The organism is Faecalibacterium gallinarum (assembly GCF_022180365.1).
GTDB lineage: Bacteria > Bacillota > Clostridia > Oscillospirales > Ruminococcaceae > Faecalibacterium > Faecalibacterium gallinarum.
Window position 1 is genome coordinate 116,212 of sequence record NZ_BQKV01000098.1, and the last position, 25,186, is coordinate 141,397.

Annotated in this window: 30 protein-coding genes; 18 read left to right on the top strand and 12 right to left on the bottom strand. The window is 58.6% G+C overall.

Going from position 1 to position 25,186, the window contains the following annotated elements:
• Positions 1 to 5 precede the first annotated feature (5 nt).
• Genes JCM17207_RS11125 through glf form a run of 8 tightly spaced genes read left to right on the top strand, consistent with a single transcriptional unit; the run spans position 6 to position 8,958 of the window.
• Positions 6 to 1,160: a glycosyltransferase gene (locus tag JCM17207_RS11125; protein ID WP_238317695.1), complete on the top strand. Its 1,155-nt coding sequence runs from the start codon at positions 6 to 8 to the stop codon at positions 1,158 to 1,160.
• Positions 1,157 to 2,149 (top strand): glycosyltransferase family 8 protein, encoded by a 993-nt coding sequence (locus JCM17207_RS11130; RefSeq protein ID WP_238317696.1) that lies wholly within the window; start codon positions 1,157 to 1,159, stop codon positions 2,147 to 2,149. The genes JCM17207_RS11125 and JCM17207_RS11130 overlap by 4 nt, the downstream gene beginning before the upstream one ends.
• On the top strand, positions 2,146 to 3,060 hold the full coding sequence (locus JCM17207_RS11135; RefSeq protein WP_238317697.1) for a glycosyltransferase family 2 protein: 915 nt from the start codon (positions 2,146 to 2,148) through the stop codon (positions 3,058 to 3,060). Before JCM17207_RS11130 ends, JCM17207_RS11135 begins: the two co-directional genes overlap by 4 nt.
• Before the next feature lie 28 nt (positions 3,061 to 3,088).
• A complete protein-coding gene (locus tag JCM17207_RS11140) occupies positions 3,089 to 4,021 on the top strand; it encodes a glycosyltransferase family 2 protein (protein ID WP_238317698.1) in 933 nt (310 codons plus the stop codon).
• Between the two features lie 24 nt (positions 4,022 to 4,045).
• Entirely contained in the window at positions 4,046 to 5,272 is a 1,227-nt protein-coding gene (locus tag JCM17207_RS11145) for a hypothetical protein (protein ID WP_238317699.1), read from the top strand.
• Positions 5,273 to 5,277: 5 nt separating this feature from the next.
• Positions 5,278 to 6,732, top strand: coding sequence for a flippase (locus JCM17207_RS11150; protein ID WP_238317700.1), 1,455 nt, complete (start codon positions 5,278 to 5,280; stop codon positions 6,730 to 6,732).
• A gap of 25 nt (positions 6,733 to 6,757) precedes the next feature.
• Positions 6,758 to 7,810 (top strand): acyltransferase family protein, encoded by a 1,053-nt coding sequence (locus JCM17207_RS11155; RefSeq protein WP_238317701.1) that lies wholly within the window; start codon positions 6,758 to 6,760, stop codon positions 7,808 to 7,810.
• A gap of 26 nt (positions 7,811 to 7,836) precedes the next feature.
• Positions 7,837 to 8,958 (top strand): UDP-galactopyranose mutase, encoded by a 1,122-nt coding sequence (glf, locus tag JCM17207_RS11160; RefSeq protein ID WP_373871963.1) that lies wholly within the window; start codon positions 7,837 to 7,839, stop codon positions 8,956 to 8,958.
• A gap of 66 nt (positions 8,959 to 9,024) precedes the next feature.
• On the opposite strand, the gene JCM17207_RS11165 is transcribed toward glf, so the two are convergent.
• The gene (locus JCM17207_RS11165; protein WP_238317703.1) at positions 9,025 to 9,549 is read right to left on the bottom strand and encodes a hypothetical protein; all 525 of its coding nucleotides are present in this window, start codon (positions 9,547 to 9,549) and stop codon (positions 9,025 to 9,027) included.
• A gap of 114 nt (positions 9,550 to 9,663) precedes the next feature.
• Between JCM17207_RS11165 and JCM17207_RS11170 the strand changes: the two genes are divergently transcribed.
• Positions 9,664 to 9,897 carry a helix-turn-helix domain-containing protein gene (locus tag JCM17207_RS11170; protein WP_238317704.1) on the top strand — a complete coding sequence of 78 codons (234 nt, stop codon included), beginning with the start codon at positions 9,664 to 9,666 and terminating at the stop codon, positions 9,895 to 9,897.
• A gap of 74 nt (positions 9,898 to 9,971) precedes the next feature.
• Here the strand turns inward: JCM17207_RS11170 and JCM17207_RS11175 are convergent, their stop codons facing one another.
• The 7 genes from JCM17207_RS11175 to JCM17207_RS11205 all read right to left on the bottom strand — a co-directional run bounded on the left by JCM17207_RS11175 (position 9,972) and on the right by JCM17207_RS11205 (position 14,551).
• Positions 9,972 to 10,172, bottom strand: a complete 201-nt coding sequence (locus JCM17207_RS11175; RefSeq protein ID WP_238317705.1) for a helix-turn-helix transcriptional regulator — start codon at positions 10,170 to 10,172, stop codon at positions 9,972 to 9,974.
• A gap of 3 nt (positions 10,173 to 10,175) precedes the next feature.
• Positions 10,176 to 10,844: a DUF2178 domain-containing protein gene (locus JCM17207_RS11180; protein ID WP_238317706.1), complete on the bottom strand. Its 669-nt coding sequence runs from the start codon at positions 10,842 to 10,844 to the stop codon at positions 10,176 to 10,178.
• Between the two features lie 190 nt (positions 10,845 to 11,034).
• Complete coding sequence (locus tag JCM17207_RS11185; protein ID WP_238317707.1) at positions 11,035 to 12,219, bottom strand: MFS transporter; 1,185 nt, start codon at positions 12,217 to 12,219, stop codon at positions 11,035 to 11,037.
• Positions 12,220 to 12,434: 215 nt separating this feature from the next.
• Entirely contained in the window at positions 12,435 to 12,854 is a 420-nt protein-coding gene (locus JCM17207_RS11190; RefSeq protein WP_238317708.1) for a nuclear transport factor 2 family protein, read from the bottom strand.
• A 133-nt stretch (positions 12,855 to 12,987) separates the two neighbouring features.
• On the bottom strand, positions 12,988 to 13,494 hold the full coding sequence (locus tag JCM17207_RS11195) for a GNAT family N-acetyltransferase (protein WP_238317709.1): 507 nt from the start codon (positions 13,492 to 13,494) through the stop codon (positions 12,988 to 12,990).
• Between the two features lie 16 nt (positions 13,495 to 13,510).
• The gene (locus JCM17207_RS11200) at positions 13,511 to 14,041 is read right to left on the bottom strand and encodes a GNAT family N-acetyltransferase (protein WP_238317710.1); all 531 of its coding nucleotides are present in this window, start codon (positions 14,039 to 14,041) and stop codon (positions 13,511 to 13,513) included.
• Positions 14,042 to 14,074: 33 nt separating this feature from the next.
• Complete coding sequence (locus tag JCM17207_RS11205) at positions 14,075 to 14,551, bottom strand: YbaK/EbsC family protein (RefSeq protein ID WP_238317711.1); 477 nt, start codon at positions 14,549 to 14,551, stop codon at positions 14,075 to 14,077.
• Between the two features lie 218 nt (positions 14,552 to 14,769).
• On the opposite strand from JCM17207_RS11205, the gene JCM17207_RS11210 reads away from it, so the two are divergent.
• From JCM17207_RS11210 to JCM17207_RS11230, 5 genes are all read left to right on the top strand, one after another.
• Entirely contained in the window at positions 14,770 to 14,985 is a 216-nt protein-coding gene (locus JCM17207_RS11210) for a helix-turn-helix transcriptional regulator (RefSeq protein ID WP_238317712.1), read from the top strand.
• The gene (locus JCM17207_RS11215) at positions 14,978 to 15,748 is read left to right on the top strand and encodes a DUF3169 family protein (RefSeq protein ID WP_238317713.1); all 771 of its coding nucleotides are present in this window, start codon (positions 14,978 to 14,980) and stop codon (positions 15,746 to 15,748) included. Before JCM17207_RS11210 ends, JCM17207_RS11215 begins: the two co-directional genes overlap by 8 nt.
• Before the next feature lie 121 nt (positions 15,749 to 15,869).
• Entirely contained in the window at positions 15,870 to 16,244 is a 375-nt protein-coding gene (locus JCM17207_RS11220) for a desulfoferrodoxin family protein (protein WP_238317714.1), read from the top strand.
• Between the two features lie 124 nt (positions 16,245 to 16,368).
• Positions 16,369 to 16,602, top strand: coding sequence for a hypothetical protein (locus JCM17207_RS11225; protein ID WP_238317715.1), 234 nt, complete (start codon positions 16,369 to 16,371; stop codon positions 16,600 to 16,602).
• Positions 16,603 to 16,638: 36 nt separating this feature from the next.
• Positions 16,639 to 16,920 carry a GNAT family N-acetyltransferase gene (locus JCM17207_RS11230; protein ID WP_238317716.1) on the top strand — a complete coding sequence of 94 codons (282 nt, stop codon included), beginning with the start codon at positions 16,639 to 16,641 and terminating at the stop codon, positions 16,918 to 16,920.
• 76 nt (positions 16,921 to 16,996) lie between these two features.
• Here the strand turns inward: JCM17207_RS11230 and JCM17207_RS11235 are convergent, their stop codons facing one another.
• From JCM17207_RS11235 to JCM17207_RS11250, 4 genes are read right to left on the bottom strand one after another with little or no spacing between them, the layout of a single operon-like run.
• Complete coding sequence (locus JCM17207_RS11235) at positions 16,997 to 17,857, bottom strand: hypothetical protein (RefSeq protein WP_238317717.1); 861 nt, start codon at positions 17,855 to 17,857, stop codon at positions 16,997 to 16,999.
• 42 nt (positions 17,858 to 17,899) lie between these two features.
• Entirely contained in the window at positions 17,900 to 18,313 is a 414-nt protein-coding gene (locus tag JCM17207_RS11240; protein ID WP_238317718.1) for an EamA family transporter, read from the bottom strand.
• A 31-nt stretch (positions 18,314 to 18,344) separates the two neighbouring features.
• A complete protein-coding gene (locus tag JCM17207_RS11245; protein ID WP_238317719.1) occupies positions 18,345 to 18,779 on the bottom strand; it encodes a cytidine deaminase in 435 nt (144 codons plus the stop codon).
• Positions 18,780 to 18,810: 31 nt separating this feature from the next.
• Entirely contained in the window at positions 18,811 to 19,023 is a 213-nt protein-coding gene (locus JCM17207_RS11250; protein ID WP_238317720.1) for a DUF4177 domain-containing protein, read from the bottom strand.
• Positions 19,024 to 19,267: 244 nt separating this feature from the next.
• Between JCM17207_RS11250 and JCM17207_RS11255 the strand changes: the two genes are divergently transcribed.
• From JCM17207_RS11255 to JCM17207_RS11270, 4 genes are all read left to right on the top strand, one after another.
• The gene (locus JCM17207_RS11255) at positions 19,268 to 21,055 is read left to right on the top strand and encodes a glycoside hydrolase family 2 protein (protein WP_238317721.1); all 1,788 of its coding nucleotides are present in this window, start codon (positions 19,268 to 19,270) and stop codon (positions 21,053 to 21,055) included.
• A 280-nt stretch (positions 21,056 to 21,335) separates the two neighbouring features.
• Entirely contained in the window at positions 21,336 to 22,394 is a 1,059-nt protein-coding gene (locus tag JCM17207_RS11260; protein ID WP_238317722.1) for a DUF3829 domain-containing protein, read from the top strand.
• A 109-nt stretch (positions 22,395 to 22,503) separates the two neighbouring features.
• The gene (locus JCM17207_RS11265) at positions 22,504 to 22,995 is read left to right on the top strand and encodes a hypothetical protein (protein WP_238317723.1); all 492 of its coding nucleotides are present in this window, start codon (positions 22,504 to 22,506) and stop codon (positions 22,993 to 22,995) included.
• Between the two features lie 32 nt (positions 22,996 to 23,027).
• Positions 23,028 to 25,169 carry a hypothetical protein gene (locus JCM17207_RS11270; protein ID WP_238317724.1) on the top strand — a complete coding sequence of 714 codons (2,142 nt, stop codon included), beginning with the start codon at positions 23,028 to 23,030 and terminating at the stop codon, positions 25,167 to 25,169.
• The last annotated feature ends 17 nt before the right edge of the window (positions 25,170 to 25,186 follow it).

Below are 25,186 nucleotides of genomic sequence, written 5' to 3' on the forward strand. Positions count from 1 at the left end.
TGGCCATGAGAAAAATCAAGCTGGCCTATGTGGTTACCAACTGCAAAAAGACGGGGCCCATCCAGCAGACCCTCAACCTTCTGCGCTACCTGGACCGGGGGGCATTTGAGCCGTTTCTCGTCACCCTCTGGCCTGAGGAGCCGGACAACACTCTGCTGGAAGAATACAGGGCCCTGGGGGTGCCCATTTTTTCGGCGGGGCTGAGCCGGGCGCAGTCGATCCTCCAGGGCCGAAGGGCGGTGGGGCGGATTCTCCGCCAGTTGGGACCGGACATCGTCCACGCTGTGGGGATGCCCCCTTACCGGATGACCCTGGGCTGGCGGCAGGGGATGCACCTGACCACCTTGCGAAACGACTGCCCCGCAGACTACCCCGACCAGTACGGCAGATGGATCGGCCCGGCCCTGGCCCGGCTGGATCTGAGACTGATCCGGCATCAGGCGGCCCGGGGGGAGCCCTTTGTGGTCTGCTCCGAGAGCCTGCGCCAAATCTACCGCACCCGCTGCGGGCTGGATTTTCCCTGCATCTGCAACGGGGTGGAACTGGGACTTTGGCCCGAGGCTGGGCCGGACCGCACCGCCCTCCGGGCCCGGCTGGGCCTGCCGAAAGAGAAGGTTTTGTTTGTCTATGGGGGCGGCTTTATCCAGCGGAAAAACCAGCAGGAGGCCATCGAAGGATTTTTAAAGATGGAAGGCCGGGCTGAGGCGGCGCTGGTGCTGCTGGGGGATGGCCCGGACCTGGAACCTCTGCGCCGGACCTTCGGCGAGGCCGAAGGGGTGCTGTTCCCAGGCCGGGTGACCAACGTCAGCGACTATCTCCGGGCGTCGGACATTTATCTGACCACCAGCCGTTCCGAGGGGCTGCCCAACGGCGTGCTGGAAGCTATGGCCTGCGGCTTGCCGGTCCTAGCGTCGGATATCCCTCAGCACAGAGAGGCCCTGGCCCCTGACCCCGGCTGCGGCTGGCTTTACCCTCTGGGGCGGCCGGATCAGCTGGCCGCCGCCATGGATCGGGTGCTGCGCGCCGACCAGGCGGAACGGGGCCGGAGGGCTGGCCAGGTGGCCCGGACCTGTTTCAGTGCCCAGCGGATGAGCCGGGAGTATCAGGCCCTTTACCGCAAACTTATCCCCAAAAACCCCTCGGAAAGGAGCCGGGAATGAAGTCTTTGACCCTGCCGGTCGTTTTTGCGGCCGATGAAAATTATCTCGTTCCTGCTTATGTGGCGGCCTTTTCGCTGGTGCAGAATACCCGCCCGGAAACAGAACTGGTTCTTTATTTTATGATCCCGGTGGGGCTACCGGAGGCCGGGCGGCGGCTGCTCTCTTCGCTGGGGTGCCCGGGCCGCTGCCGGGTGGAATGGATCGAAATGAGGGAGCAGTTCGAGAACGCCAAAATGCAGATTTCCTATATCACTCCCGCCACCTATTACCGGCTCTTGCTGCCCGAGCTTTTGCCCCAGTGGGGCCGGTGCCTCTACCTCGACGCCGATCTGGTGGTGGAAGAAGATTTGACCGGGCTTTACCTCTCCTTGCCGGAAGATTCCTATCTGGCGGGAGTGGTGGCGGGCAACCCGGCTCTGCCCGGTTTAAAAGGGGAGGCCCGGGCCCGCCACGCGGCTCTCCTGGGGCTGGAAAATTTGGATGGGTACATCAACGCCGGGGTGCTGGTGTGTAACCTGGAAAAGATGCGGCGGGATGATCTTGTGCCCCGGTTCCTCGAGCGGGTAGCGCAAAACTACCCCTATCAGGATCAGGATATTTTAAACGCCCTCTGTGCCGGCGGGATCGCCCATGCCCCGCGGAAATATAACGTCTGCCCCCTCAACGGCCCCGACACCCTCCCTCCGGGGTTATTATCCCGGGAGGAAGAAGCCCGAGTCCGGGCAGCTTACCGGGCCCCGGCGGTGGTTCACTATGCCCAGCCTCAGAAGCCCTGGCTGAGCCGGCGGTTCCCCATGGCGGAACACTGGTGGCGGTACTGCGACGCGGCAGATCCGGCGATCCGTCGGGAATTTCTCGCCCCCTACATTCGCCGGAACCGCTGGCGGGCGCCGGTGATCCGACTCAAGCACAGCCGCCCGGTGATGGGCAGCTGGCAGGCCCTCAAGCGGGGGCGGCAGCTGCTGCGGGGAGAAGGAGGCGGAAAATGAGACCCAAAGTTTCGGTGATTCTGCCCACCTACGGGGACCCGGCATTCCTCCCCCGGAGCATCGAGAGCGTGTTGCAACAAAGCTACCCCCACTGGGAGCTGATCGTGGTAGACGACAACGATCCAGCGACCGAGGCCCGCCGCAGTACCGGGGCGGCGATGACGATTTATCGAGAGGACGGCCGGATTTGTTATCTCCAGCACGACCGGAACCGGAACGGCGCAGCGGCCCGGAACACCGGCATCGCCCGGGCAGCGGGGGAGTACATCGCCTTTCTGGACAGTGACGACGAATACGCTCCCCAGCGGCTGGAACGCTGCCTCGCCGCTCTGGAAGGGGCGCCGGACCCCTGGGCCGGGGTATATACAGGCTGCGAGATCTGGCAGGGCGGGCGGCTGGTTCGCCGCCGTACCCACATCAAAAGCGGCAATTTTCTGGCTGAGACGTTGGCGGCGGCTTTCCCTCTGTCCTCGGGGTCAAACCTCTTTCTCCGGGCGGGGGTAGTGCGGGAACTGGGGGGCTTCGACGAGAACTTCCGGCGGCACCAGGACTATGAATTTCTGGTGCGGTATTTCCGCCGGTACAGTCTTTTGGCCCTGCCGGAAGTTCTCTTGACAAAGCACGAGCTGGGGACAAACCGCCCAAGTCTCGAGGCTTTTCAAAAGACCAAGCGCCAGTACCTCGAAAAATACCGCCTCGAGCTCGCCGCCCTGGGTCCGGCCCAGCGGGCCGCCGTGTACGCCGAGCATGCCCTGGGGCTCCAGGCCGCGGCGCTGGCGGAGGGCCGCCCCGGCGCGTTCTGCTGCTTTACCGCCCGGGCTCTGGTCCGGCGGCCCGGCTATACCCTGATTCGCACCGCCAAGCTCTTTGGGCGGAGGATTCTGGGCCGGAGCGGGCGGGTTGAAGCCTGACACAATGCCTGCCGAAAGGAGAAAACCATTGACCGTTTATGCACTGATTGTCACCTACAACCGGCGCGCGCTTCTCTGCGAGTGCCTCGAGGCGGTGCTGAGCCAGACCCGACGGCCGGACCGGGTTCTGGTGCTGGACAACGCCAGCACCGACGGCACCCCCGCACTCTTCGCCCCGGGCGGGCCCTTTTGCCAGCCCCTCATACAATATGAGCGGCTGGACCGGAACACCGGCGGGGCAGGTGGCTTCTGCGAGGGGATTCGCCGGGCCTGGCCCCATTGCGACTGGATCTGGCTGATGGACGACGACACCATCCCCGCCCCGGACGCCCTGGCGGGGCTCTGTGCCGCCGCCGAAGAAGCGGGGGAGAAAACCAGCTTTCTGGCCAGCACGGTGTTTGGCCCGGGGGGCGAGCCCATGAACCTGCCCGCCCTGGACCTGACCCCCACCGCCAACGGCTACCCGGACTGGTATTTCGGTCTCCAGCAGCAACGGGTCAAGATCCAGTCCGCCACCTTTGTCTCCCTGCTGGTCCGGGCCCAGGCGGTCCAGGCGGTGGGGTTGCCCCTGGACTGGTATTTTCTCTGGGGGGACGACACCGAATACACCCTGCGGCTGACCCGGTACTATGGCCCCGCCTATCTCACGGGCCAAAGCCGGGTGCTGCACAAACGTTTTGAAACCAAAAAGCTGTCGGTCCTCACCGAGAATAATCCGGCCCGGATCGGCTTCTACACCTATTTTTACCGCAATACCCTCCTTAACAAGGCCGCCTACGAGGGCAGGCCCGCCGCCCGGCGGTTCTGCGCCGATGCGCTGCGGGAGTGCGGGCGGGTGCTCCTGCGTCCCGGGGTGAAGTACCGGGGCCGTAAACTCCGGGCCGTCCTGGGCGGCCTATGGGCCTATGGGCTCGGCAGATACAATCGTGCCGCCTTTGACGCACGGCGCCAGCGCCTGTAAATGCGGCACGGAACGGGGAAAACCATGGAACTACGAATTCACAAACCGGGGCTCTTGACGGCGGCCCTGATGGCCGTCTATATCCTGAGCCAAAATCTGCTCTATCTGGCCCCGGAACATTCTTTTTATAACTACCTGGCCTATGGGCTGGTGCTCGGGATGGCAGGTTATGTCATCTTCTGGGCCCGGAAGCTCCGGCTGGAAAAAAGTGCTCTCACCCTTTTAATGGCGGCTCCTTTGGGCCTTTCCGTGATGGCCTCCCTGGTGGAGGTGGCCCGCTATGGGGACGCGTCCTTTCTCCATTCGCTCTATGGGCAGATGCAGTGGTGGATCTACGGCCTGGCCTTTTTTGTCTTTCAGTACGCCCTCAGGCGCCACCCTTCGGTCTATCCTGCCCTGATCGGGGGCTTTGTCTTTCTTGCGGTGGTGCAGGTGGGCATCGGCATTGCCCAGTCTCTGCTGGCAGGGCAGGTGAATTTCACTTATATCCCTACCACCAAACGGCTGGGGATGGTCCGGTATTATTTCCCGGTGGTGCTGATGGTGCTGGCCTACTTTTGGGCCCTCAATAATTTTTTCAATGGCCGGCGGCGTCTGCTCTCTCTGGGGCTGATGGCAGCGGTGCTTTTCGAGGTGACCTTCGTCCAGCAGTTCCGCTCCACCCTGGGCGGGATGCTGCTGGCGAGCTTTGCGGGCTTTCTTCTCTGGCGAAAGGTCTCAGCCAAAAAGACGGCGCTCTTTCTGGCCGCAGTGGTCTGCGCCTGGCTGCTTTACCGCAGTTCCAACTTTTTGCAGCAGAGCATCGTCTATCTCTTGAGCGGCGACCGCTCCCTGAGTGTCCGGGGCGTTCTAATTGATTTTATTCTGGAAAATTCCCGGGCCCGGTGGCTTTTGGGCTCGGGGTGGGTTTCCTCCGAGATGGCCTATGCCTATGCCTCCACACCGTACCGTACCTACCTCAACTGGGGGGCGTTCGTCTTCGCCGACGGCGGGGTATTCTCCATCCTCTATTCTTATGGAGTGCTGGGGGTGCTCTGGGTGGCGGCTCTTTGGAGCGTGATGCTGCGCAAAGGGTGGCGGATCTATCGCCAACAGAATCATTATCTGTTTCTGCTCTTCCCGCTGTACATGCTGATGACGATTTTCATTGATATTCACTGGTATATCCACGACCAGTTTTTTGTGATGGCCCTGTTCTGCGCCCTGCTGGACTATCGGGCCAAAGCCGGGCCCCCGGCGGCGGGGCGGTGAATTTTATGGCGGAAAAACCCAAATCCCTCAAGTGGAATTTCTTCATGAATGCGGTGCTGACCGCCTCCTCGCTGCTTTTCCCGCTGGTTAGCTTCCCCTATGTATCCCGGGTCCTGGGGCCGGAGGGAATGGGCAAGGTCTCCTTTGCCAGTTCGCTGGTGTCCTATTTTGCCATCTTTGCCCAGCTGGGCATCCCCACCTATGGCATCCGGGTCTGCGCCGCCCTCCGAGACCGGAAAACCGAGCTAACCCGGACGGTGCAGGAGCTGACCTTGCTCAACCTCATCATGAGCGCGGCGGCCTATGGGGCACTTTTCGCCCTGGTATGGGCGGTGCCCAAACTGCGGGCTGAACGGGAGCTGTATTTTATCATGAGCCTGACCATCCTTTTCAACGCTATCGGGATGGAGTGGCTCTATAAGGCCCTGGAACAGTACGCCTACATCGCCGCCCGGTCCATCTTCTTTAAAGTGGTGAGCCTGGGGGCGGTCTTTGCCCTGGTCCACCGTCCGGAAGATGTTCTCATATACGGCGCGGTGAGTCTGATCGCCCTGTCCGGTTCCAGCGTTTTGAACCTTCTCAACGCCCGGCGATTTGTGGGCTTGCGGCCGGTGGGGGACTATCATCTGGGGCGGCACCTGGGGCCGGTGGGTGTGTTTTTCGCCATGTCCTGCGCCACCACCCTCTACACCCAGTTGGATACCGTCATGCTGGGGTTTCTCCAGACCGACCGGGAGGTGGGTTACTACCACGCGGCGGTCAAGATCAAATCCATTTTGGTCAGTGTCGTCACCTCCCTGGGGGTGGTGCTGCTGCCCCGGGCGGCCTATTACATCCAGCAGGGCCGCCGGGATCAGTTTGAACAGATGGCCGCTAAGGCCCTCCGCTTTGTCTGGCTGGCGGCGCCGCCATTGGCCCTCTACTTTATCCTGTTTGCCCGGGAATCGATTCTCTTTCTCTCCGGCGGGGCCTACGCCGCCGCGGTGCTGCCCATGCAGATCATCCTACCGGTGCTGGTGCTGGTGGGGCTGACCAACGTGATGGGATTGCAGATGCTGGTGCCTCTGGGGCGGGAGAAGGCGGTGCTCCGCTCTGAGCTGGCGGGGGCGGCGGTAAATCTGGCGGCAAACTTTTTGCTGATTCCAGGGCTTTCCTCGGTGGGGGCGGCCCTGGGCACCCTGTTGGCGGAGACGGTGGTCTGGGCCATCCAGCGCCGGGCCCTCCGGGATCAGCTGGCTTCGGTCCGGCTGCCCCTGGCGCGGCTGGCCGGGGCGCTGGGGGCTGGGTGTCTGGCCTCGATCTGGGTCAAGGCCCTGGACTTGCCCCCGTTTTTTGCCCTGGCCCTGTCGGCGGGCCTCTTTTTCGGCAGCTATAGTCTGGTGCATCTGGCGGCCCGGGAACCTCTGGCCCTGGAGCTCTTGGCTTTGCTCCGCCGGAAAACCCGCCTGCCGGGAAAATAATTCGCTCTGAAAGGAGAAAGATCGGATGGAAAAACGCCGGGTGGAGTTGGATGTTCTCCGTGTGATTCTGGCGGCGCTGGTGGTGCTGGGCCACGGCAGCTTTTACACCCTGGAGACAACTTTCGGCGGGGTGGATTACGGCGGGCTGCTGGGGCGGGATACCGTGTTCCATGGGGTGATATCCGGGCTTTCGAGCTGGATCTATACCTTCCATATGCCGGCCTATTTCTGCCTTTCGGGGGCGGTGTTCGCCCTGGAACTGCGCCGGGGAAAATATCCTTCCCTCGGGCGGCTTGCGGCGGCCAAAGCCCGGCGGCTGCTGGCACCTCTCTGCTTTGTCTGGCTGGCCTGGAACATTCCCCTCAAGTGGGTGTCAGGTTATTACGCAGGCCAGGCCCACCCGCTGGGGGCGGCTCTTGTGCAGATCTTTTTCCCCGAGGGGGTCTATCTCTGGTTTTTGGAGGCGCTATTCCTGGTCTTTCTATTGGATCATCTCCTGGTCACCCGGATCCAGAGCCCGGCCCGGCAGTTCGGGCTGGCGGCTCTGGCCTTTCTGGCGGGGTTAGTGTTTTGGCGGTATTTCCGTCCCTGGACCCCGGCGGGCAACCCCTTTAAATATCTTGTCTGGTTCTGGCTCGGCCGTTGGATGGACCCGGTGACCCGCCGTCTGCGGAGGAGGTTCGGGCGGGGATTGCTCCACCTCGAAACCGTCCTCTTTTTCGGGGCCTGGGTGGCGGTGGAGCGGCTGCCCTGGGGCGGCTGGCTGCTGGAAGTTTCCCTCCTGCCGCTGCTGGGCACTCTCTGGGTCTGGGAGCTGGCGGCCCGGCTGGCCCGCAGCCGGGGGGTGGGGGAGAGGGCCCGGCGCTGGGCGGGGTACACCTTCGGGCTTTACCTCTGGGCCGATCCGGTGAACTATCTGGTTTTGTATGGGGCCTGGCAGCTGGGCGGCCCGGCCTTCTTCGGGTCCGAGGCAGGGGCGGCGGTCCTCTATGGACTGCGTGTGGCAGGCTCGGCCCTGGCGGCCGTGGGGATCACCGCTCTGCTGCGAAAGTACAAATTCCCCCTCCAAATCTATTGAACGGGGAGAGAAAGGAACAAACAATGCTGTACGATTATCTGGTGGTGGGCGCGGGGCTCTATGGGGCCGTTTTTGCCCAGCAGGCTATGGAGCAAGGAAAACGAGTCCTGGTGGTGGAAAAGCGCCCCCAAATCGGGGGCAACCTCTACACCCAACAGGTGGAGGGGATCACCGTCCACAAATACGGCGCCCACATTTTCCACACCAACGACCCGGAAATCTGGGACTATATCACCCGTTTCGCCCGGTTCAACCGGTTTGTCAACCGCCCGGTGGCCAATTACAAAGGGGAGCTCTATTCGCTGCCCTTTAACATGTATACTTTTTATCAGATGTGGGGGACTGTCAGTCCCCAACAGGCCCAGGCCAAGCTGGAGGTTCAGCGCCGGGAGATCACCGGCGAGCCCTGCAACCTGGAAGAGCAAGCCATTGCCCTGGTGGGGCGGGACCTCTACGAAAAGCTGGTCCAGGGCTACACCGAAAAGCAGTGGGGCCGCCCCTGCCGGGAGCTGCCGCCCTTTATCATCCGGCGGCTGCCGGTCCGGCTGACCTATGACAACGACTATTTCGATGCTCGGTACCAGGGGGTGCCGGAGGAGGGGTATACTGCCTTGATCGCCCGGATGCTGGCGGGGGCCGAGGTGCGGCTGGGGGTGGATTACCTGGCCTGTAAGCCCTGGCTGGACATCCTGGCAAAGCGGGTGATTTATACCGGCCCGCTGGATGCCTACTTTGGGTACCGGCTGGGCAGCCTTGAATACCGCTCTCTCACCTTTGAGGAGGCGGTTCTGCCCCAGACCAATTACCAGGGGAACGCGGTGGTCAACTACACCGACCGGGAGACCCCCTGGACCCGGATCATCGAGCACAAGTGGTTCCAGTTTGGCCGGGGGGCCGATGGGGCTGAGCTGGATAAAACGGTCATCAGCCGGGAATACAGCGCTGCATGGCAGCCGGGGGCCGAGCCCTATTACCCGGTGAACAACATTAAAAATGAAGCCCTTCGGGCCGAGTATCAGGAATTGGCCGCCGCAGAACCCCGAGTGCGCTTTGGGGGGCGGTTGGGGGAATATCGATATTACGATATGGATCAGGTGATTGCCGCAGCCCTTACCGCCAGCCGGGAAGAACTGGGCCGACCTCTCTGACCCAAAAGAAAATCCGTGCGCCGAACAGGACAGCACGGATTCTTTTCATGTTGTGAAACAAAGAAGTTAAAGCAATTCAGGCCAGTGCAATACAGTGTAGAGATAGTTTAATGCTTGTTCTAAAGAGGAGTAGGTTTGCTTTGTTGGGAAGTGGGCGGGATAGGAAAGGGTGCTTGTTTTGTCAAAAGATAAGCCTTGTTCTCTTCGCCAGATGTCCAACCTTTCCTCAATAAGCCAGGCATCCTGCCGTATCTTAATGTTAGACTGGCGTAAATCAAGGGCCAAATAAACCGTGTAAATATGGCGCATAGGCACAAAAACAAGTTCAACCATCGTGCGGTAGTCATGCTCAAAGAAAAATAGCAATTGAGAACCGGAACGATCCAATTCTTGGCGGGCAGCGTCTTCATCTGAGATTTGGGGTCTGCTCTGGATCGCTGCGCGCAGCGTTGGTAAAAAGAAATAGCAAGCCTCCGGTTCAAGGGATTGTTCCATTTCATGGATATATGCCTGTTGCCAATGCGGAGCGAGCAGGCCCTGCCGAGCATCTTCAATGGCAAAAAGCCAGTCCCGGATATTTTCTTCGATCATGGCAGCCTCCTTTGGCGATAAAATCTCAACTGTATATCAATATACCCTATATTTCGGGAATATGCAAGTTGTTTGTGGACTCTATACTAAAAGAAAAAGGAAAGGGGGCCGGGCATGATTTCTTACGAACCATTATGGGAGACGATGCGGCGCAAGGGGATTACCACCTACACCCTCATCAAAACCTATCATTTCAGCCGCGGCACCCTGGATTCCCTCAAGCAGGGGCGGAATATCTCCACAGTAACCCTGAACGATTTGTGTAATATCCTCTCCTGCCCGGTGGAGGATGTGCTGGTCCACATCCCAGATCCGGACCCTGCTGGCCCGGATGAATCTCACTCCTGAAACCAAACACGAAAAACCGGCCCGGTGCGCTCTCTGGAACGCACTGGGCCGGTTTCGGATTATAAAAATAGTTTTCACTCAAAGATAAAAATTTCCTCGATGGGGGCCCCCACCGCCCGGGAGAGGTCCACCGCCAGCTTGAGGGAGGGGTTATACTGGGCCTTTTCCAACCGCATGATGGTTTCCCGCCGAACCCCCACCAGGGCAGCCAGTTGCTCCTGGGTCAGCCCTTTTTGCTGGCGGAAAGTTTTCAGCCTGCATTCAAATTCCGGCATGGGTCAGCCCTCGCTTTCGCCCGTAAGTTCGTCGTGGTCGTAGCGGTAGAGCAGGTATTCACCCAGAAAAAGATCCAGCGCCAAGGTCAGGCAGACCAGCCCAAGATAAACCACCAGGGCACGCTCCATGCTGCCCAAAAACCGCCCCTGGGACAGAATCACCGTAAAAATCAGGATGAGCCGGAGGGCCAGGGCGTCCGCCCGGGCCGAGGCTTTTTGTTTGTTTTCCTGGTACCGTTCATCCATCAGGGTGTTGGACATCTTGCCCTCGTAGAAAAAGCCAAAGAACCCGAAAAAGACAAAGAACACCACCGGGAAGATGCTCCCATCCCTTGGGTAGGTCCAAAAGGCCCCGAACCCCAGAAAGCCAAACAGCCCCAAAAAGCCCAGCTTTGGGTTGAGGGCACGGGTGGTATGGGCTGCTTCGGCCCGGCGGCGGGTGTCAAACGCCGCCCGCAGACACCAACCCGCGAGACACAGGATGTAGAGAGTCAGGGCTGAGAGGGAGAGGATCATGGGCAGATCCTGGGGGCGGAAGGCATAGGACGAGAAGTCCATGGGTTCCACCAGCCGCCCGCCGTTGAAGCGGACCGAATACCAGACCGACACTGCCATGGCGAGAGCACAAACTCCGCCCAGGACTGCAAAAATTTTTGCTTGATTGCTTTTCATAGGAACACGCCTCCAAAAAAGAGATATATTTATCACTTTATGAGATAAATATATCACCATGAGACGAGCGTGTCAATGGGAAAGTGATGAATTTGTCTCTTTTCAATCTGCCCGGGGAAAAAGAAAAGCAGAAAACCACTCTCTCAGATGGGTTTTCTGCCTGTAAATCGAAACATAATTGTCCGGCAGATTACTGAGCCGCCCGAGTCCTGCGGCGATGAGCGCGGTACCATACCGCCAGCAGAACCACCGACAGCCCTGAGATCCCCGCCCCGAAGAGGAAAGCCCCCGGCAGGCTTCGCTCAGCCAGCTGGCCAAAGGCCAGATTGGTGCCCACGGCGATCCCGTCGGTGAAGATGGTCTGCACGCCCAGGGCCGTGGCGCGGTTTTTGGTCTGGATGCTCTGGTTTTGAATCTGCATCCGCAGGGGCAGCAACAGGCTGTGGGAGAGCCGCAGCAGCAGGATGGCCCCCACCGACGCCCCGGCCGAGCGGGTGAAGGCCAGCACCAGACAGGCGGCAGCAGCGCATCCACTGAACCCGAAAAGCGCCCGGGGCAGCCCCAGTTTATGAGTTGCTTCGGAAGAATACTGCCCGGCCATCCCCAGCAGAGTGGCCGCAATGTAGACCAGGCCAATCACTCCGCTGGTCATACCGCAGGCCTCGTATTGCAGCTGGTTGAGAAAGACGGTGATGGTCTGATGGGTTTCTCCCAGCAGGGCACCCGCCGCCAGAAAGAGGATCAGGCTGCGGTTTTGAAAGATTTCTTTCCATACGCTCCCGAATCCTTCGGCGGAACTCTCGCCGGAGGAGGCAGGAGCTTCCACGTCCTCAATCCCCAGCGCCAGCAAAGCTGCGGCGCCATAGCTCAGAACGGTTAAAAAGGCGGCCAGGGAATAATCCTCTTTTACCCAGACCGAAAAGACTACCGAGGCAAAGAGCAGACCGGCGGTGCCCATGCTGTCCCAGACCCCAAAGACTTTTTGAGAGTCCAGGGCCCCCGGTGTCCCGGGCCGCCCGCAGGAGAGATAGAGGATGGTGCTGTCCACCCCCGAGAGCCCGGCGATCACCACGCTCAGCATCAGCCGTTCGGCCAGAAACCAGCCGAACCCCTCCGCCTGCCAGAATACCAGTTTGGAAGCGAAATAGAGCCAGGTGCAAAACACAAAGGTCCGCTTGTAACCGATCTTGTCCGCCACCACACCCCAGGGGATCTCCAACAACAGGCTCAGACCCAGATTGATGCTTTCAATCAAGGTAATCTGCCCAATGGTCACCCCCCGCGCCTGGCGGTAGAGGGTGGCAATCGGCCCGTAAAAAACCATGCCCTGCAAAAAACAGAGCAGGTAGAGCAAACGAATATTCTTTTTAAGCATAATAAAACAAGCCTCCTGACAAAGGCGCAAAATTGCGTACAACAACCAGGCCCCACCCCAAAGGGCGACGCCGCGAAAAGTTGTTGTTTTGTCAGATCGGCTTGTTCATGGTGCAGAATCTCCTGCTTTGTAATTGGTTTTGGGGGGCACTTTCCGCCGGCCCTGTCTGGCTTTTAGTGTAGCACGAATGATCGCCCATGTAAAGAGGGTCAAAATCAGAGAACTTTCTCATCCCGAAAAACCGGTTTAGAGCCATTCTCATAGGGGTTATAGCGGCTGCGGTTGCAGCCGAATTCTTTTAATACCCGGATCTTGCCCTCCTTCGTCCATTCGATCAGAGAAACCCCGTCGAACTCGTCCTCGGAACCATCCTTCATCTGGCTGTGGAAGTACCATTCCACCACCGACTGGTTCTCCCGGTGGAAAAACTGCCGGATCTCCCAGGCCAGCACCTTGCCCCGGGCATTCCACTCCCAAAACCAGTGCTGGAGAACAGGCAAACCATGGTATTCGGGACCCCAACTCTCAATGTAATGCAGCTGGGGATCAAAGATATTTTCCATCTCCAGGTCCTTTTGGATCAGCCACATCTCAAACCAACGTCGTATTTTTTCTTCCCGCTGTTGTTCGTCCATGGAAATCGCTCCTTTCGGCGGTGCTTTTTCTCATTTTATCATAGCCACGCCCAAAACAAAACCCCCGGCTTTTTTCAAGGTTTATTTTGGGTTGCTGCCGGATCAGCTAATTTTTATTGAAGAGATTCTTCTCTTAGAGAATAATTTCATAGCCATATTCTCGCAGGGTACAAATTGAATCAATGGCTTCTTCGTAAACACCCGTCGCCTGAACCAGGCCGCTTTTTTCATAGAGCCGGCGTGCAGCCAGATTGGATTCCACTACAAACAATCGCAGACAATCCGCACCCCAAATCCGGGCGACATTCTGGGCATAGGCCAGCATTCGGCTCCCGATGCCTTGTCGGGTATAGTGGATATTGACACCGAGACGGTCCAGATAAAGAGGCTGTGTTCCTTCTGTTTTCCAGTAAAGGGCGTTTGCCCCGGCGGATTCACGGCAGAGTGCGAACGCGGCAACGATGGTTTCCTGATTTGTCAGTATAAAAAGCCGCTGGGCTTCAATATCTGCCCCAAGAAATTCACATGGGTAGATATCATCCCAGATGGTGAGGCCTTGACGGTTCATATTTTGGACAATTTCCCGGTATACAGATTGAAGCTGTTGCAGATCTGCTTTTTGGGCAAGACGAAATTCCATATATTAACCTCTTACTTTATAGAGCATCGGCACCGTTTTGGTTTTCGGCCGGGATGCTGTAAATGAAGGAATGAATTTTCTCAGCCCAGCACTCCTGCTGAAACCCCAGTTTTTCCAAAAGGCGGATGCTGGGGATGTTCTCCGGCTCCACCAGGGCGACCAGGTCCAGCATGGGGAATTCTTCTCGTGCCCGGCGGATCAGGGCCGACAGAATCTCAAAGGCATAGCCCTTCCGCTGGTAGGGCCGGGCGATGGTATACCCCAGGGTGATACAGCGGTCGGATGGATTATAAAACCAGCTCAGATCTCCCACCATCTGCCCCTCTTTTTGGCAGATGGCGTAGTGCTGCTCCGGTTCCTGTGACAAAAACCGACAGCTCCGAAACTGCTCAATCCACTGCCGGATGGCTTCCGGCGAGGTGTCCGCCCAGTGCTGGTATTGGGCGCAGAGAGGGTCGTTCCGGCAGGACCAGAGGGCGGGGGCGTCCTCCGGCGTCAGGCAGCGGAGCCTCAGCCGCGGGGTTTCGATCCAATAAACGGTGTCCATAGGCAACTCCCATTGAAATGGCCGTCAGCGGGTTCAGTCCTCTGCCCAGCCCTTGCAGACGTCGATCCACCCAGCGAAACCGGAATACCGTTCCAGCTCCGGGATGGTCAGCTCGATGGCGCTGTTGCTGCTGCCGCAGGCGGGGTAGACTGTATCAAACCGTTTGAGGGATTCGTCCAGATAGACCGTGACCCCTTCGTTCACCGCAAAGGGACAGACGCCGCCCACGGCATGGCCCACAAGCTCGGTGACCTCGTCTGCCGAGAGCATCTTTGCCTTGACCCCAAACTGGGCTTTGTACTTGTGATTGTCCACCTTGGCGTCACCCGCCGCCACGATCAGCACGGCCCGGGCCCCCACCAGAAAGGAGAGGGTTTTGGCAATCCGGCCGGGCTCACACCCCAAAGCCTGAGCGGCCAGTTCTACCGTCGCGCTGGAGACCGGGAACTCCAGCACCCGCCCCTCCATTCCATACTGTCTAAAATAATCTTTGACTTTTTCGATCGACATACTTTTTCTGCTCCATCTTTCTCAAAAACTGTCTCCACCCGCAATTAAATGTCCGGGTATTTTGGGCTCATTCTAGCACGGGCGGATGTTTTCTGTCAACAAAAAACGGCAGAACTGAAAATTTCCTATTGACAACTTTCCTTGTCAATGATATTCTGAAAATGACAAGAATCCTTGTCATAATGACAGCAAAGATTGTCATATTGGGAGGTGCTGCCATGCCGCTGTACAATCGCTTAAAGGAGCACCGCGCCCGGCTGGGGCTCAACCAGCAGGAGATGGGGCATTTGGCAGGGGTTTCCCGCCAGACCATCAGCCAGATCGAACGGGGGGATTATTCCCCCTCGGTGACCCTGGCTCTCAAGCTGGCCCGGTTGTGCGGGGTGACGGTGGAGGACATTTTCAGTTATCAGGAGGATGAAACCCATGAATGATACCGTAAAGAAGGACAACAAAAAATCGCTGCCCCGGTTTCTGTTGCTGGTTTTTGGCGCGGCGCTGGGGGGTGGAGTGCTGGGTTTTTCGGGGGCAATGTTCGCCGACGAGGGCATTTTGGAGGCCATCCGCACCGGTCTTGTGTGGGTTTTGGAACTGGTCAGCCCCTGGGGCATCCTGGCCAGCGGGCTGTTTTTGCTGGCACCGGGCTACTGGCTCTATCGCCGGGCTGCGGTTCAGTTTGCCGGCTGGGACGCCTCGGCCGATGAGGATGAGACCAGCGAGCAGATTGAGCGCCGCTTGAGCTGGGCGCTGCTGCTGGACAATTTGGCTATGCTGGTGGATCTGTTCTTCCTGGCGACGTCCTTCCTCTGCGCTCATCCTCTTTTGAATGTAGGGGTGTTTGTGGTCTCGCTGGTTCTGTTGACCCTGCTCCAGCAAAAGGTGGTGGATCTGACCCGCCGGATGAACCCGGAGAAAGAGGGCAGCGTCTACGACACCAAGTTTCGCAAGCGATGGTTGGAAAGCTGCGACGAGGCTGAGCGGGCCCAGATCGGCCAGGCGGCCTATCAGTCGTTTGTGGCCACCACCACAGCCTGCGGTGTGATCTGGGTCATCCTGGTGATGCTCAATGTTTCCATGGGAACGGGGCTTCTGCCCATTTTTGTGGTGCTGGTGATCTGGGGTGTGCTCCAGACCAGCTATCTCCTGACCGTCATCAAGCTGGGCCGGGGCACCCGGCCGGGGGACCGCCCCGAATAAGCGCCGCCCGGGCGGGTGTTGGGGTTTTGTGACTTTGTTACGGAAAAATATTTTGTTTGTGGTACAATAGAGCCATCGAAGCAAACCAACGCCAATACCAAAAGCGGAAGGAGAAAATACAATGACCAAATTCTTTATCTGCCGTCACTGCGGCAACCTTGTCGAAGCTGTCCACAACTCCGGTGTCCCCATGATGTGCTGCGGCGAAAAGATGCAGGCTCTGGAGCCCAACACCGTCGAGGCCAGCGGTGAGAAGCACCTGCCCGTCGCCAAGTACGAGAACGGCGTTCTGACCGTCAACGTGGGTTCGGTGGATCACCCCATGGTGGAGGAGCACCTGATCCAGTGGATCTACGTCGAGACCGAGAACGGCGGCCTGCGCAAGGACCTCAAGGCCGGTGACAAGCCGGCAGCAGTGTTCCACCTGGGCGAGGAGAAGCCGGTGGCGGTTTACGCCTACTGCAACCTCCACGGCCTGTGGATGACCAGCCTCTAATCCTTAAAGATTTGCGAAGAAGCGCCCGCCGCATCCAGCCGGAGGGCGCTTCTTTTGATAAAAGCGGCTGCACGCCGCCCGGCAGGAGAACACTATGGCCCATGCAGACGTCAGTTTTACTTTTTTGGATCGCGTACGGGAAATCGAGCAAAACATCGCCGACCGGCGCTGGCAGTCCGCCCTGGCGCTGGCCCTCACCCTGCCGGATATCTGCGGCGGAATCGCGTTTCCGGAAATCGTAAAAAAATACCGGGATGGCCGGGTGATGCTGGATCGTCAGAACAACCCCACCTGGGAAATCAAAGAAGCCCCGAAACAGATCACCAAAGAATGTGAAAAAGCGCTGCGCCGGATGTGAGATTCCGGCAGCCCGGCGATCAAAGGAGGGTTCTCAATGGAGTTTAAAAAACGAACTGGCCGGATTTGGCTCGAAGATCCTTCCGGGCAGGAGATTGCCTTTGTGGCGTTCCCGGCCCGGTCGGAAGGGGTAGTGACCATCACTTCCACCTATGTTTCCCCGGTTCTGCGGGGGCAGGGGGTGGCAGCGGCTCTGATGACGGCCCTGGCGAAAGAACTCCGGGCCACCGGCCAGAAAACGGTGCCCGTTTGTTCCTATGCGGTGCGCTGGTTCGGGCAGCACCCGGAACAATCCGACCTGCTGGCTGAGGAGAGATAACCCCTCGCCCGGCTTTGTATAAAATGAGAAAGCCCCATGGACGGGTGAGTCCATGGGGCTTTTACTGTTCATCGGTTTAGAAGATACCGGGGATCTGGACGGCCAGCCAGAGCCCACCCGCAAAGGAGAGAACGTTGGCGGCCAGAGCGTAGAGGATAATCCGGCCTTTTTTGAGGGGTGTGGGGCTGACCCGACCCAGAAGCCGCAGGTAGAGTGCAGCCTCCAACCCAAAGACCACTAGCTCCAGCAGCAGGTAGAAAAAGACGAAGGCCATGCTGCCCTGGCTGTAATTGATGATGTTGAGGGCCAGGTTCAGGGCCACCTGGGTCACAACATTGATCCCTGTGATGGTCAAAAGCACCTGTTTGCCCCGGAAGCCGAAGAGCAGCGCCACACCCAGCTCCAGCAGGATGGTCAGCAGGATCCGCGCCAACAGCGAGATGGTCTCCCAGGTGTAGTCGTAACTCTTCCGCAGGGGGAGGGTGGAACCGGCGGCGTCCAGGTCGATGGTGAAATAGCTGTCGAAAGCGTACCGCTCGTGGATGCCGCTGGAGACAAACTCGCCGGTCTCAGGGTAGTATAGCAGTACCTTGAAAGAGCTGGGCGGGTAGTAGGTCCAGGCGAAAGATTTTGTCTCGTTGACCTGCCAGCCCTCCTGCAAAAAGTAATAGCCGTCCGGGTCCTCGTATTCCACGAAAGCCCGCCAGATCTCCAGGTCGAGATTGTAGTTGTAGATGTGGTTTTCGTCCCCGTCCCAGGCGGAGGAGGGACCGGTGGATTTGGTTTTGGAGAGCAGGGTGGCATAACAAAGGGTGTCGTCCATATTTTCAAAGGTAATATGGACCGAGGGCTTGGGGCCTATGTCCGCGTAGGCGGCGGGGGCCAGCCCGCAGAGAAGGGCCAGGCAGAGCAAAAAGACGAGGATTCTGTGTTTCATGGCGGGGCCTCCTTTCGTAAGGTCCACAGGAACAGGGGCGTCTTACAGCACCATCAGCAGGGTGCCTGCACCGATCAGCACGCACCCCAGCACCGACTTTGCGGTGAAGGGCTCGTGCAGCAGAACAGCGGCCAAAACCAGAGTGATCACAACGCTGAGCTTGTCGACGGGCACCACCTTGGATGCCTCGCCCATCTGGAGCGCCTTGTAGTAGCACAGCCAGGACGCGCCGGTGGCAAGCCCCGACAGGATCAGAAACAACCAGCTTCGCCGGCTGATGTCGGGTAGGCCGCTCTGGGCGTGGGTAATAAACACCATTCCCCAGGACATGGCCAGCACAACGCAGGTGCGCAGGGCGGTGGCCAGGTTGGAGTTGACCCCGTCGATCCCGATTTTAGCCAAAATGGAGGTCAGCGCCGCAAACACCGACGACCCCAATGCAAAGATAAGCCACATGAAGATGATCCCTCCTCCGATCAACCGCAAGTCAGCCTTTATAGTGATCCAGTTCGTCCCACGGGTAGGCCCGGGTCCAGTGATAGGGCTGCAAAACCTTCAGGGGGACAAACTTTAAAGTGGTGTCCTCCGTTGTGACAGCTACCTGTACCTCCTCGCCCCAATAGCGCAGCCGCTCCTGGCAGATGCCGCAGGGCGAGAGGACCTGGAAGGGGGAGTTTTCGTCCTCCCGCACCAGGCACAGGCAATGGGTGACTTTTTCGTTGTATTTGTGGGCTTCCAGCATGGCGCCGGTCTCAATGCACAGCACCGCCGAGGCGTTGGCGTTATCCAGGCAGACGCTGGTGAAATAGTGCCCTTGGGCGGTATGTACCACCCCGGCGCCGCCCCAGCCGGTGGGGTAGCGGTTTTCGATCAGGGCGACGGCCTGACGGTACATTTCCTGTTCAATCTCTGGTTCGTGCATGGTGTTTCTCTCCTGTTGAAATAAAATGAAATCAATCTTCCAGCTCTTTCCGGAAGATCAGGGAGATGGTTTCGATGGCGCCGGTGCCCCGGGTGGTCAGGGGAACATAGCCATCATATTCCCAGCCGGATTCCAGCCGCTGGCGGATCAGCTCTTCGACCCCGTCGAAACAATAGCGAGTGCCCTGGCCAAGCCCATAGCCGCACAGCTCGGCTTTAATCTGAACAAAATCCACTTTTTTCATTGTATGCCTCCCGGCCGCGGGATGCGGTCTGTTGGTTGCAGTATAGCACAGCCCGGCCGCTTTTTCTATCGGGGGCAAGAAGATGAAAGCCTTTGTTTTCAGAAATTTCTTAAGAATTTCATATATTTCCGGCTGGTTTTTCTATTCCATTTTGGCAGGTTGCTGTATAATGAAAGTGTCTTTTGGCAAGTCAGCGGGACAACCGGAACAAAACATCCAATCATCTGGAAAAGGAGCCTTTGTCATGAGAAAGTACGAGCAGGAAAATTCGTCCGACATCAACCTCGAGGATTATCTGGGGGAATATGAGGATAAGCAGGCCACGGTGGAAGATCTGATTTTTGACCGCAGCCGGAAAAAGGAGTCTCTCAATGGTCTGTGGCATTATGCAGTGGACCAGTACGACACCTGCATTCGCCAGCACTGGTTCGCAGAGCGGTATACCGACCAGAACGGGTTTACCATGCCGGTGGACTATTCCTTTGACGAGTGGCCCACCATGCAGCTGCCCTGCTGCTGGAACACCCAGAGCGAGAAATTTGAGCTCTACGACGGCAGTATGGTTTTTACCCGCAAATTCCGCTACGAGGCCCAAAACAAAGAAAAAGTTCTGCTCAAGATCGGTGCTGCCAACTATATCTGCCGGGTCTTTTTGAACCAGGAGTACCTGGGGATGCACCGGGGCGGTTCCACCCCGGCCTATTTTGACGTGACCGGCCTGCTTCAGGCAGAAAACCGGATCATCATTCAGGCCGACAGCACCCGCCGCCCCGAGCAGGTGCCCACCGAGAACACCGACTGGTTCAACTACGGCGGCGTTTACCGGGATATCGAGCTGATCCGCCTGCCGGAAACCTACATCAAGCGGTTCCAGATTGCGCTGGTTTCGGACGGCGCGTTCAATAAGATCAAGGTTCGGGTCCGGCTGTCCGAGCCGGTGAACACTGCGGCCCAGCTGCGGATCGATGAGCTGGGCCTCTGTGCCGAGATCCCGGTGACCGAGGGCGCAGGCGAGGCGGTTCTGGAGGCCCACCCGGTTCTCTGGTGCCCCGAAAACCCCAAGCTCTATGCTGTCAGCCTGAGCTGTGCCGGGGACGAAGTGAGCGATGAGGTGGGGTTCCGGGAGATCCGGGTCCAGGGGCACGATATCCTGCTCAACGGCAAATCCATCTTTCTGCGGGGCATCAGCGCCCACGAGGAGAGCGTGCCCAACGGTAAGGCTTTGACCGATGAAGAGCGGCTGGAGAATATCCGGCTGGCCAAGGAGCTGGGCTGCAACTTTATGCGGGCGGCCCACTATCCCCACGATGAGCGGATGGCCCGGCTGGCAGACCGGGAGGGCATCCTGCTCTGGGAGGAGATCCCCGTCTACTGGGCGATCCGTTTTACCCGCGAAAAGACCTACGCCGATGCCCGCAACCAGCTGCTGGAGCTGATCGAGCGGGACTGGAACCGTGCCAGCGTCATCATCTGGTCGGTGGGCAACGAGAACGCCGACTCGGACGAGCGGCTGGCCTTTATGAAGAACTTGGCCGACACCGCCCATGCGGCCGACGAGAACCGCCTGGTTTCGGCGGCCTGTCTGGTGAGCTTCCGGGAGAACGCCATTGCCGACCGTCTGGCCGAGCATCTGGACGTCATCGGTCTGAACGAATACTTCGGCTGGTATACCCCCGATTTCCGTCTGCTGCCCCAGCTGTTTGAGAACAGCCATCCCACAAAGCCGGTGATTGTCACCGAGCTGGGCGCTGACGCCCTGCCCGGCCATCATGGCACCATCACCGATAAGGGCACCGAAGAGTGCCAGGTCTATGTCTACGAAAAGCAGGTGGAAACCCTCCGGGGCATCGACTATGTCCGCGGCATGACTCCCTGGATTCTCTACGATTTCCGCTGCCCCCGCCGCACCTCGGTGATTCAGGGCTACTACAACCGCAAGGGCCTTTTGAACCCCGAAAAGACCTATAAGAAACCCGCTTTCTATGTCCTTCAGCGGTACTACCAGGAACTGAAGGAAAAGTGGGAAAAGTGATTCTATAAACTGCCGGACGGTCCAATCAGCCGGGAGCTCCTGTTTTGCCGGAGCTCCCGGCTTTTTCTGCGGTAAAGCCCAAGAACTGTTTTTAGGCCGAAATTCGATAAAATGCTGACAAAGAATGGAAGATATGCTATACTATCTCTATGTTTTATGCATAATGTCGGGAACTTCTCGTGCAATACGCGGAAAAATGGACGTTCCGCGAAAAACTATGGTTGTTTGCGCCGATTTGACGCGTCAAGATTGCTTTTGGTAAGAAAAGGAGAGCAATGTTATGAAAGTGAAGAAATCCCCCCGATGGAAAGCGGCTGCCCTGGCGGTTGTTCTGTGCCTGAGCCTGCTGGTGACGGCAGGCTGCAGCGGCGGCACGGATGCAAAGAGCACCGCGGCAGACAGTACCGCAGCGGAAAGCACCCCGGCTTCCTCTGCTGCCAGTACTCCGGAGGCGGCCGCCCAAACCGTGGATTACACCAAGTACAACAGCTACATTGATCTGGTCAGCGATATCTACGATACCGAGGACCTGCTGTATGTCTACTTTGCGGTGGTGGCCAACCAGCCCGAATTCGCCCTGAACGAGGGAATGGATTACAGCATGCTGGAGGATACCTTTGCATACCTTTCCCTCAGCACTACATCGATGTCCGATGCAGTTTACTATATGGATTCCGAGCCTGCCTACCCGGAGGCCGACGCCCTGCTGGCAAAGCTGGAGGAGCCCTATAAGAACCTGGTGGACGCTCTGAACGAACTGTCCGACTACATGAGCTTTGTCCAATATCAGGACGACAACATGGCCCAGGCGCCCCAGATCCACGAGCAAATTTACAGCGCCGTGGCGGAGTATGACCTGTATGTCTGGGACTTCATCGAGCAGATCAACATTCTGGACGAGAGCACCGAGCAGGACGAGCTCAACCGCCTGAAAGAAGAAGGCCACAACATCGCCTATTACAGCCGGATGATTGCCAACACCAGTTTGGAGATCCAGGACGAGATCTGGTCCCAGTTGGAACTGGCCGAGACCCTGCCGGTGCTGGATATGACCAACCTCAATACCCTGTACACCCAGTACAAGGAAAACTATGAGGCTTTGGTGGCTGCCATGGATGACCCCGAGCAGCGGGAAAAAGTCAGCTCCTGGGCGGACGATGCGGGTTTCGCTGAGATCACTCTGCCTAGATACCAGAATGCCATCAGCGATGTGGATTCCTGGCTGACCAAACTGATGGAAGACGCCGCAAACCAGGCGGATTATACAAACTCGTTCAACGGGTTCAGCAACGCGGTTTCTGATTTTATTGACGAATACAATAATACGATTGTTGGCTGATCCCGACAGGGGGCGGTGAGGTCTCTCATCGTCCCCCGCTTTTTATTATGAGCTGTACCCAATGGGGCAGCTTTTCCGGGAAATTGAGAAAAAACGGAGGAATTTTGGTATGCTCTTTTTGATTCCGGTTTATCTGCTGATCTTAGGCTTTGCCATTGGTGCTTGCGTCTGGATCATGAAACTCTTCAACGAGGGGCGGCGGATCCGACAGAAAAACGCCGAGGAGCAGCGCCAGCGCCACGGCGGCGAGAGTGTCCTGGAGTGGGACGGCCCCTATGCAGAAGGGGAGCCGGATGCCGAGTTCGGGCGGCTGGTGGTTCAGTTCAAGCAGAAGAAGGGCTCGGGCTACGCCCGGTTCTATGAGCGGGGTTTGGTACGGGGCAAGCGTCGCCTGCCTTACTCCGAGGTGAAGGATATGTTGGTTTTGGAGGAAAATGCCCCCAAGATGGCCACGGCCCTGCGCCGGATGCAGGACCAACGGTCCACCGGACTGAATATTTACCCCAAAAAGGGGATGCAGATGGTGATCTCCAAATTCGATTACGAAATTGACATCAAACTCCTTCGGGACGTTCAGAACGGGCTGGGCTACCGCAACTGATCCGGCCTCGCAACGCGAAGAGGAGGAAAACCATGGAGCAGCAGACAAAACACGAAAATTTTGTGGCTGGCGTAGTGGGTGCGGTTCTGGGCTCGTTTTTGGGCGCGGTCTGTATCATTCTGGTCAGTCAGCTGGGCTATGTGGCGGTCATCAGCGGCGTGGTAATGGGGGTCTGCACCCTCAAAGGCTATGAGCTGCTGGGCGGCACCCTGAGCCGCAAGGGGATTGTGGTATCCCTGGCTCTGGTGCTGGGGATGACCTGGCTGGTCTTCCAGATGGACTGCGCCATCGAGGTGGCCCGGGAGGCGGAGATCGACTTTTTCGAGGCTTTCCGCAGCATAGGCTATCTGTTGGAGGAGGGCTATCTCAACCCCCGTTACTACTGGGGCAATTTGATTGTCCTGTATCTGTTCACCCTGCCGGGGGCGGTGCCCCTGATCCTGGGCGCTCGAAAGTCCCCGGAGGAAGAGGCCGTCCCGCCCTATGTTTCCAGCGCGGCGGCGCCGGGCCAGCCGGGGTCGGCCTGCCAGTTTTACATCGCCGAACCCCGGTGGATGCGGCGTTACCGGCTCTCGATTTTCCTGCCCCTTTTTGTGGTGCTGGGGTTCGTCTTTTGGGCGCTGCTCTATACCTCTGCCCAGGGCAATGAGTGGGGCCCGCTGATGGGCTGTGTTGCCATGGTGGCCGGGCTGGTGGTGCTTCTGTCGGTGGGGGTCCATCTGGCCCAGCCCAGCCAGGCCGGCCGCTGGATCTATGTGCGGGGCGGCGGAGCCCTCTGGCGGGTGGATTTCCAGCTGCTGAATCTGATTCTGGAATTCCGCTTCACCAACAAAAGGGGGGCGCTCCGGGCTCTGGAATGGGGGCGGCTGAGCGAGGAAGAACAGCGGGCAGGCCGTGAGGCCATCGAGCGGGCCATCCAGCAGCTGACCGCGGGCCAGCTGCCGCCGGGCAGTGCACTGAGCCGCGCGGTTGCCTGCCTGGCGGACCCCCAGCTGGAAAAGGAGACCTCCTGGTTCTGGAAGATCTCCTACCGGGTGCGGGGCGGCGGAACCGAACCGGAACGCCGGAAAAAAGTGGTGATCGCCAAAGCCTATCCGGGCCTTGTCCCGGTCCCGGGCACTACCCCGCCCGAGAAAGCCGCCCCCGGTCGCTGGGGCTTTGGCCTGGCGGCGATCGCTTTGACGGCGGCCCTCTTTTTCATCCCTTATACGCTGCTCGCCAGCCCTGCGGCGGGCCCGGCAGTCTACCGGCCCTATGTGGGCGAGGGCTTCACCGTCCAGATTGACGAGACTTGGGAGTCCGACGGTGCAGACGGTTTTGTGAAAGGAAACGATGAATACTACCGGATCATCGCCACCCCGCTGGGCGCCTATACCCCGGAGGAAACCTACGACGATCTGTGCAGTATTTGGGCCGAGGGATGTATCCCTCTGAAAGACCCCATGTATCCGGCCCTCTGGGATCTGTCGGATGGCGTTACCGGCGACGGCGACGACTACCAGTTCTTTTTCCAGGAGTGGGAGATCGATGAGGACTTCTACGGCTGTCTTTCTGCCGTTATGTCGGTGGACAAAAACCTGCTGATCTCGATCCATGGCTATACTACCTCCCTGAAAAAGTACCATCAGGTAGCGATGGAAGTGGCAGGGGTTCTGAACAGCGTCACCTTCCAGATCGGGCAGGAGGACGCCATCAGCGGCCGGAACTTCCTCTGCGGGGACGGCTCTCAGCTGTACCTGGACCCGGACGGAAGTTTTTTGTGGGATCAGACGCCGGGCAGCGAGGCCAGCGCCTGCTATCTGGGTACCTATGAGGTGTTTTATGGGCAGGACGCGGTGGACGCGATCGCCTTCCGGGAGGAATACGGCCTGACCCGGGAAGATCTCTGGGAAACCATCTTCTATTCCATGGATGGCTACTGGCCCGACGGTGCCCCGCTGGAAGGCGGGTATACCACCCTTGCCTTCGGCTCGGAGGAGACAGGCTACCATGTCTGTCTGGATACCTTCTATACGGTCATACTCCACAACGAGAGTATGGTGCACGAGGATGGTTCCGCAGAGCCTATGGGCTATGACACGGTTTATCTCGGCTTTTATATCCCGGAGCTTGAGATGGCGGACCTCATCAACCTGAATACGGCCACCGATGCCCGGTGGTATCTCCAAGAGTGAAAAAACAGGATATATCC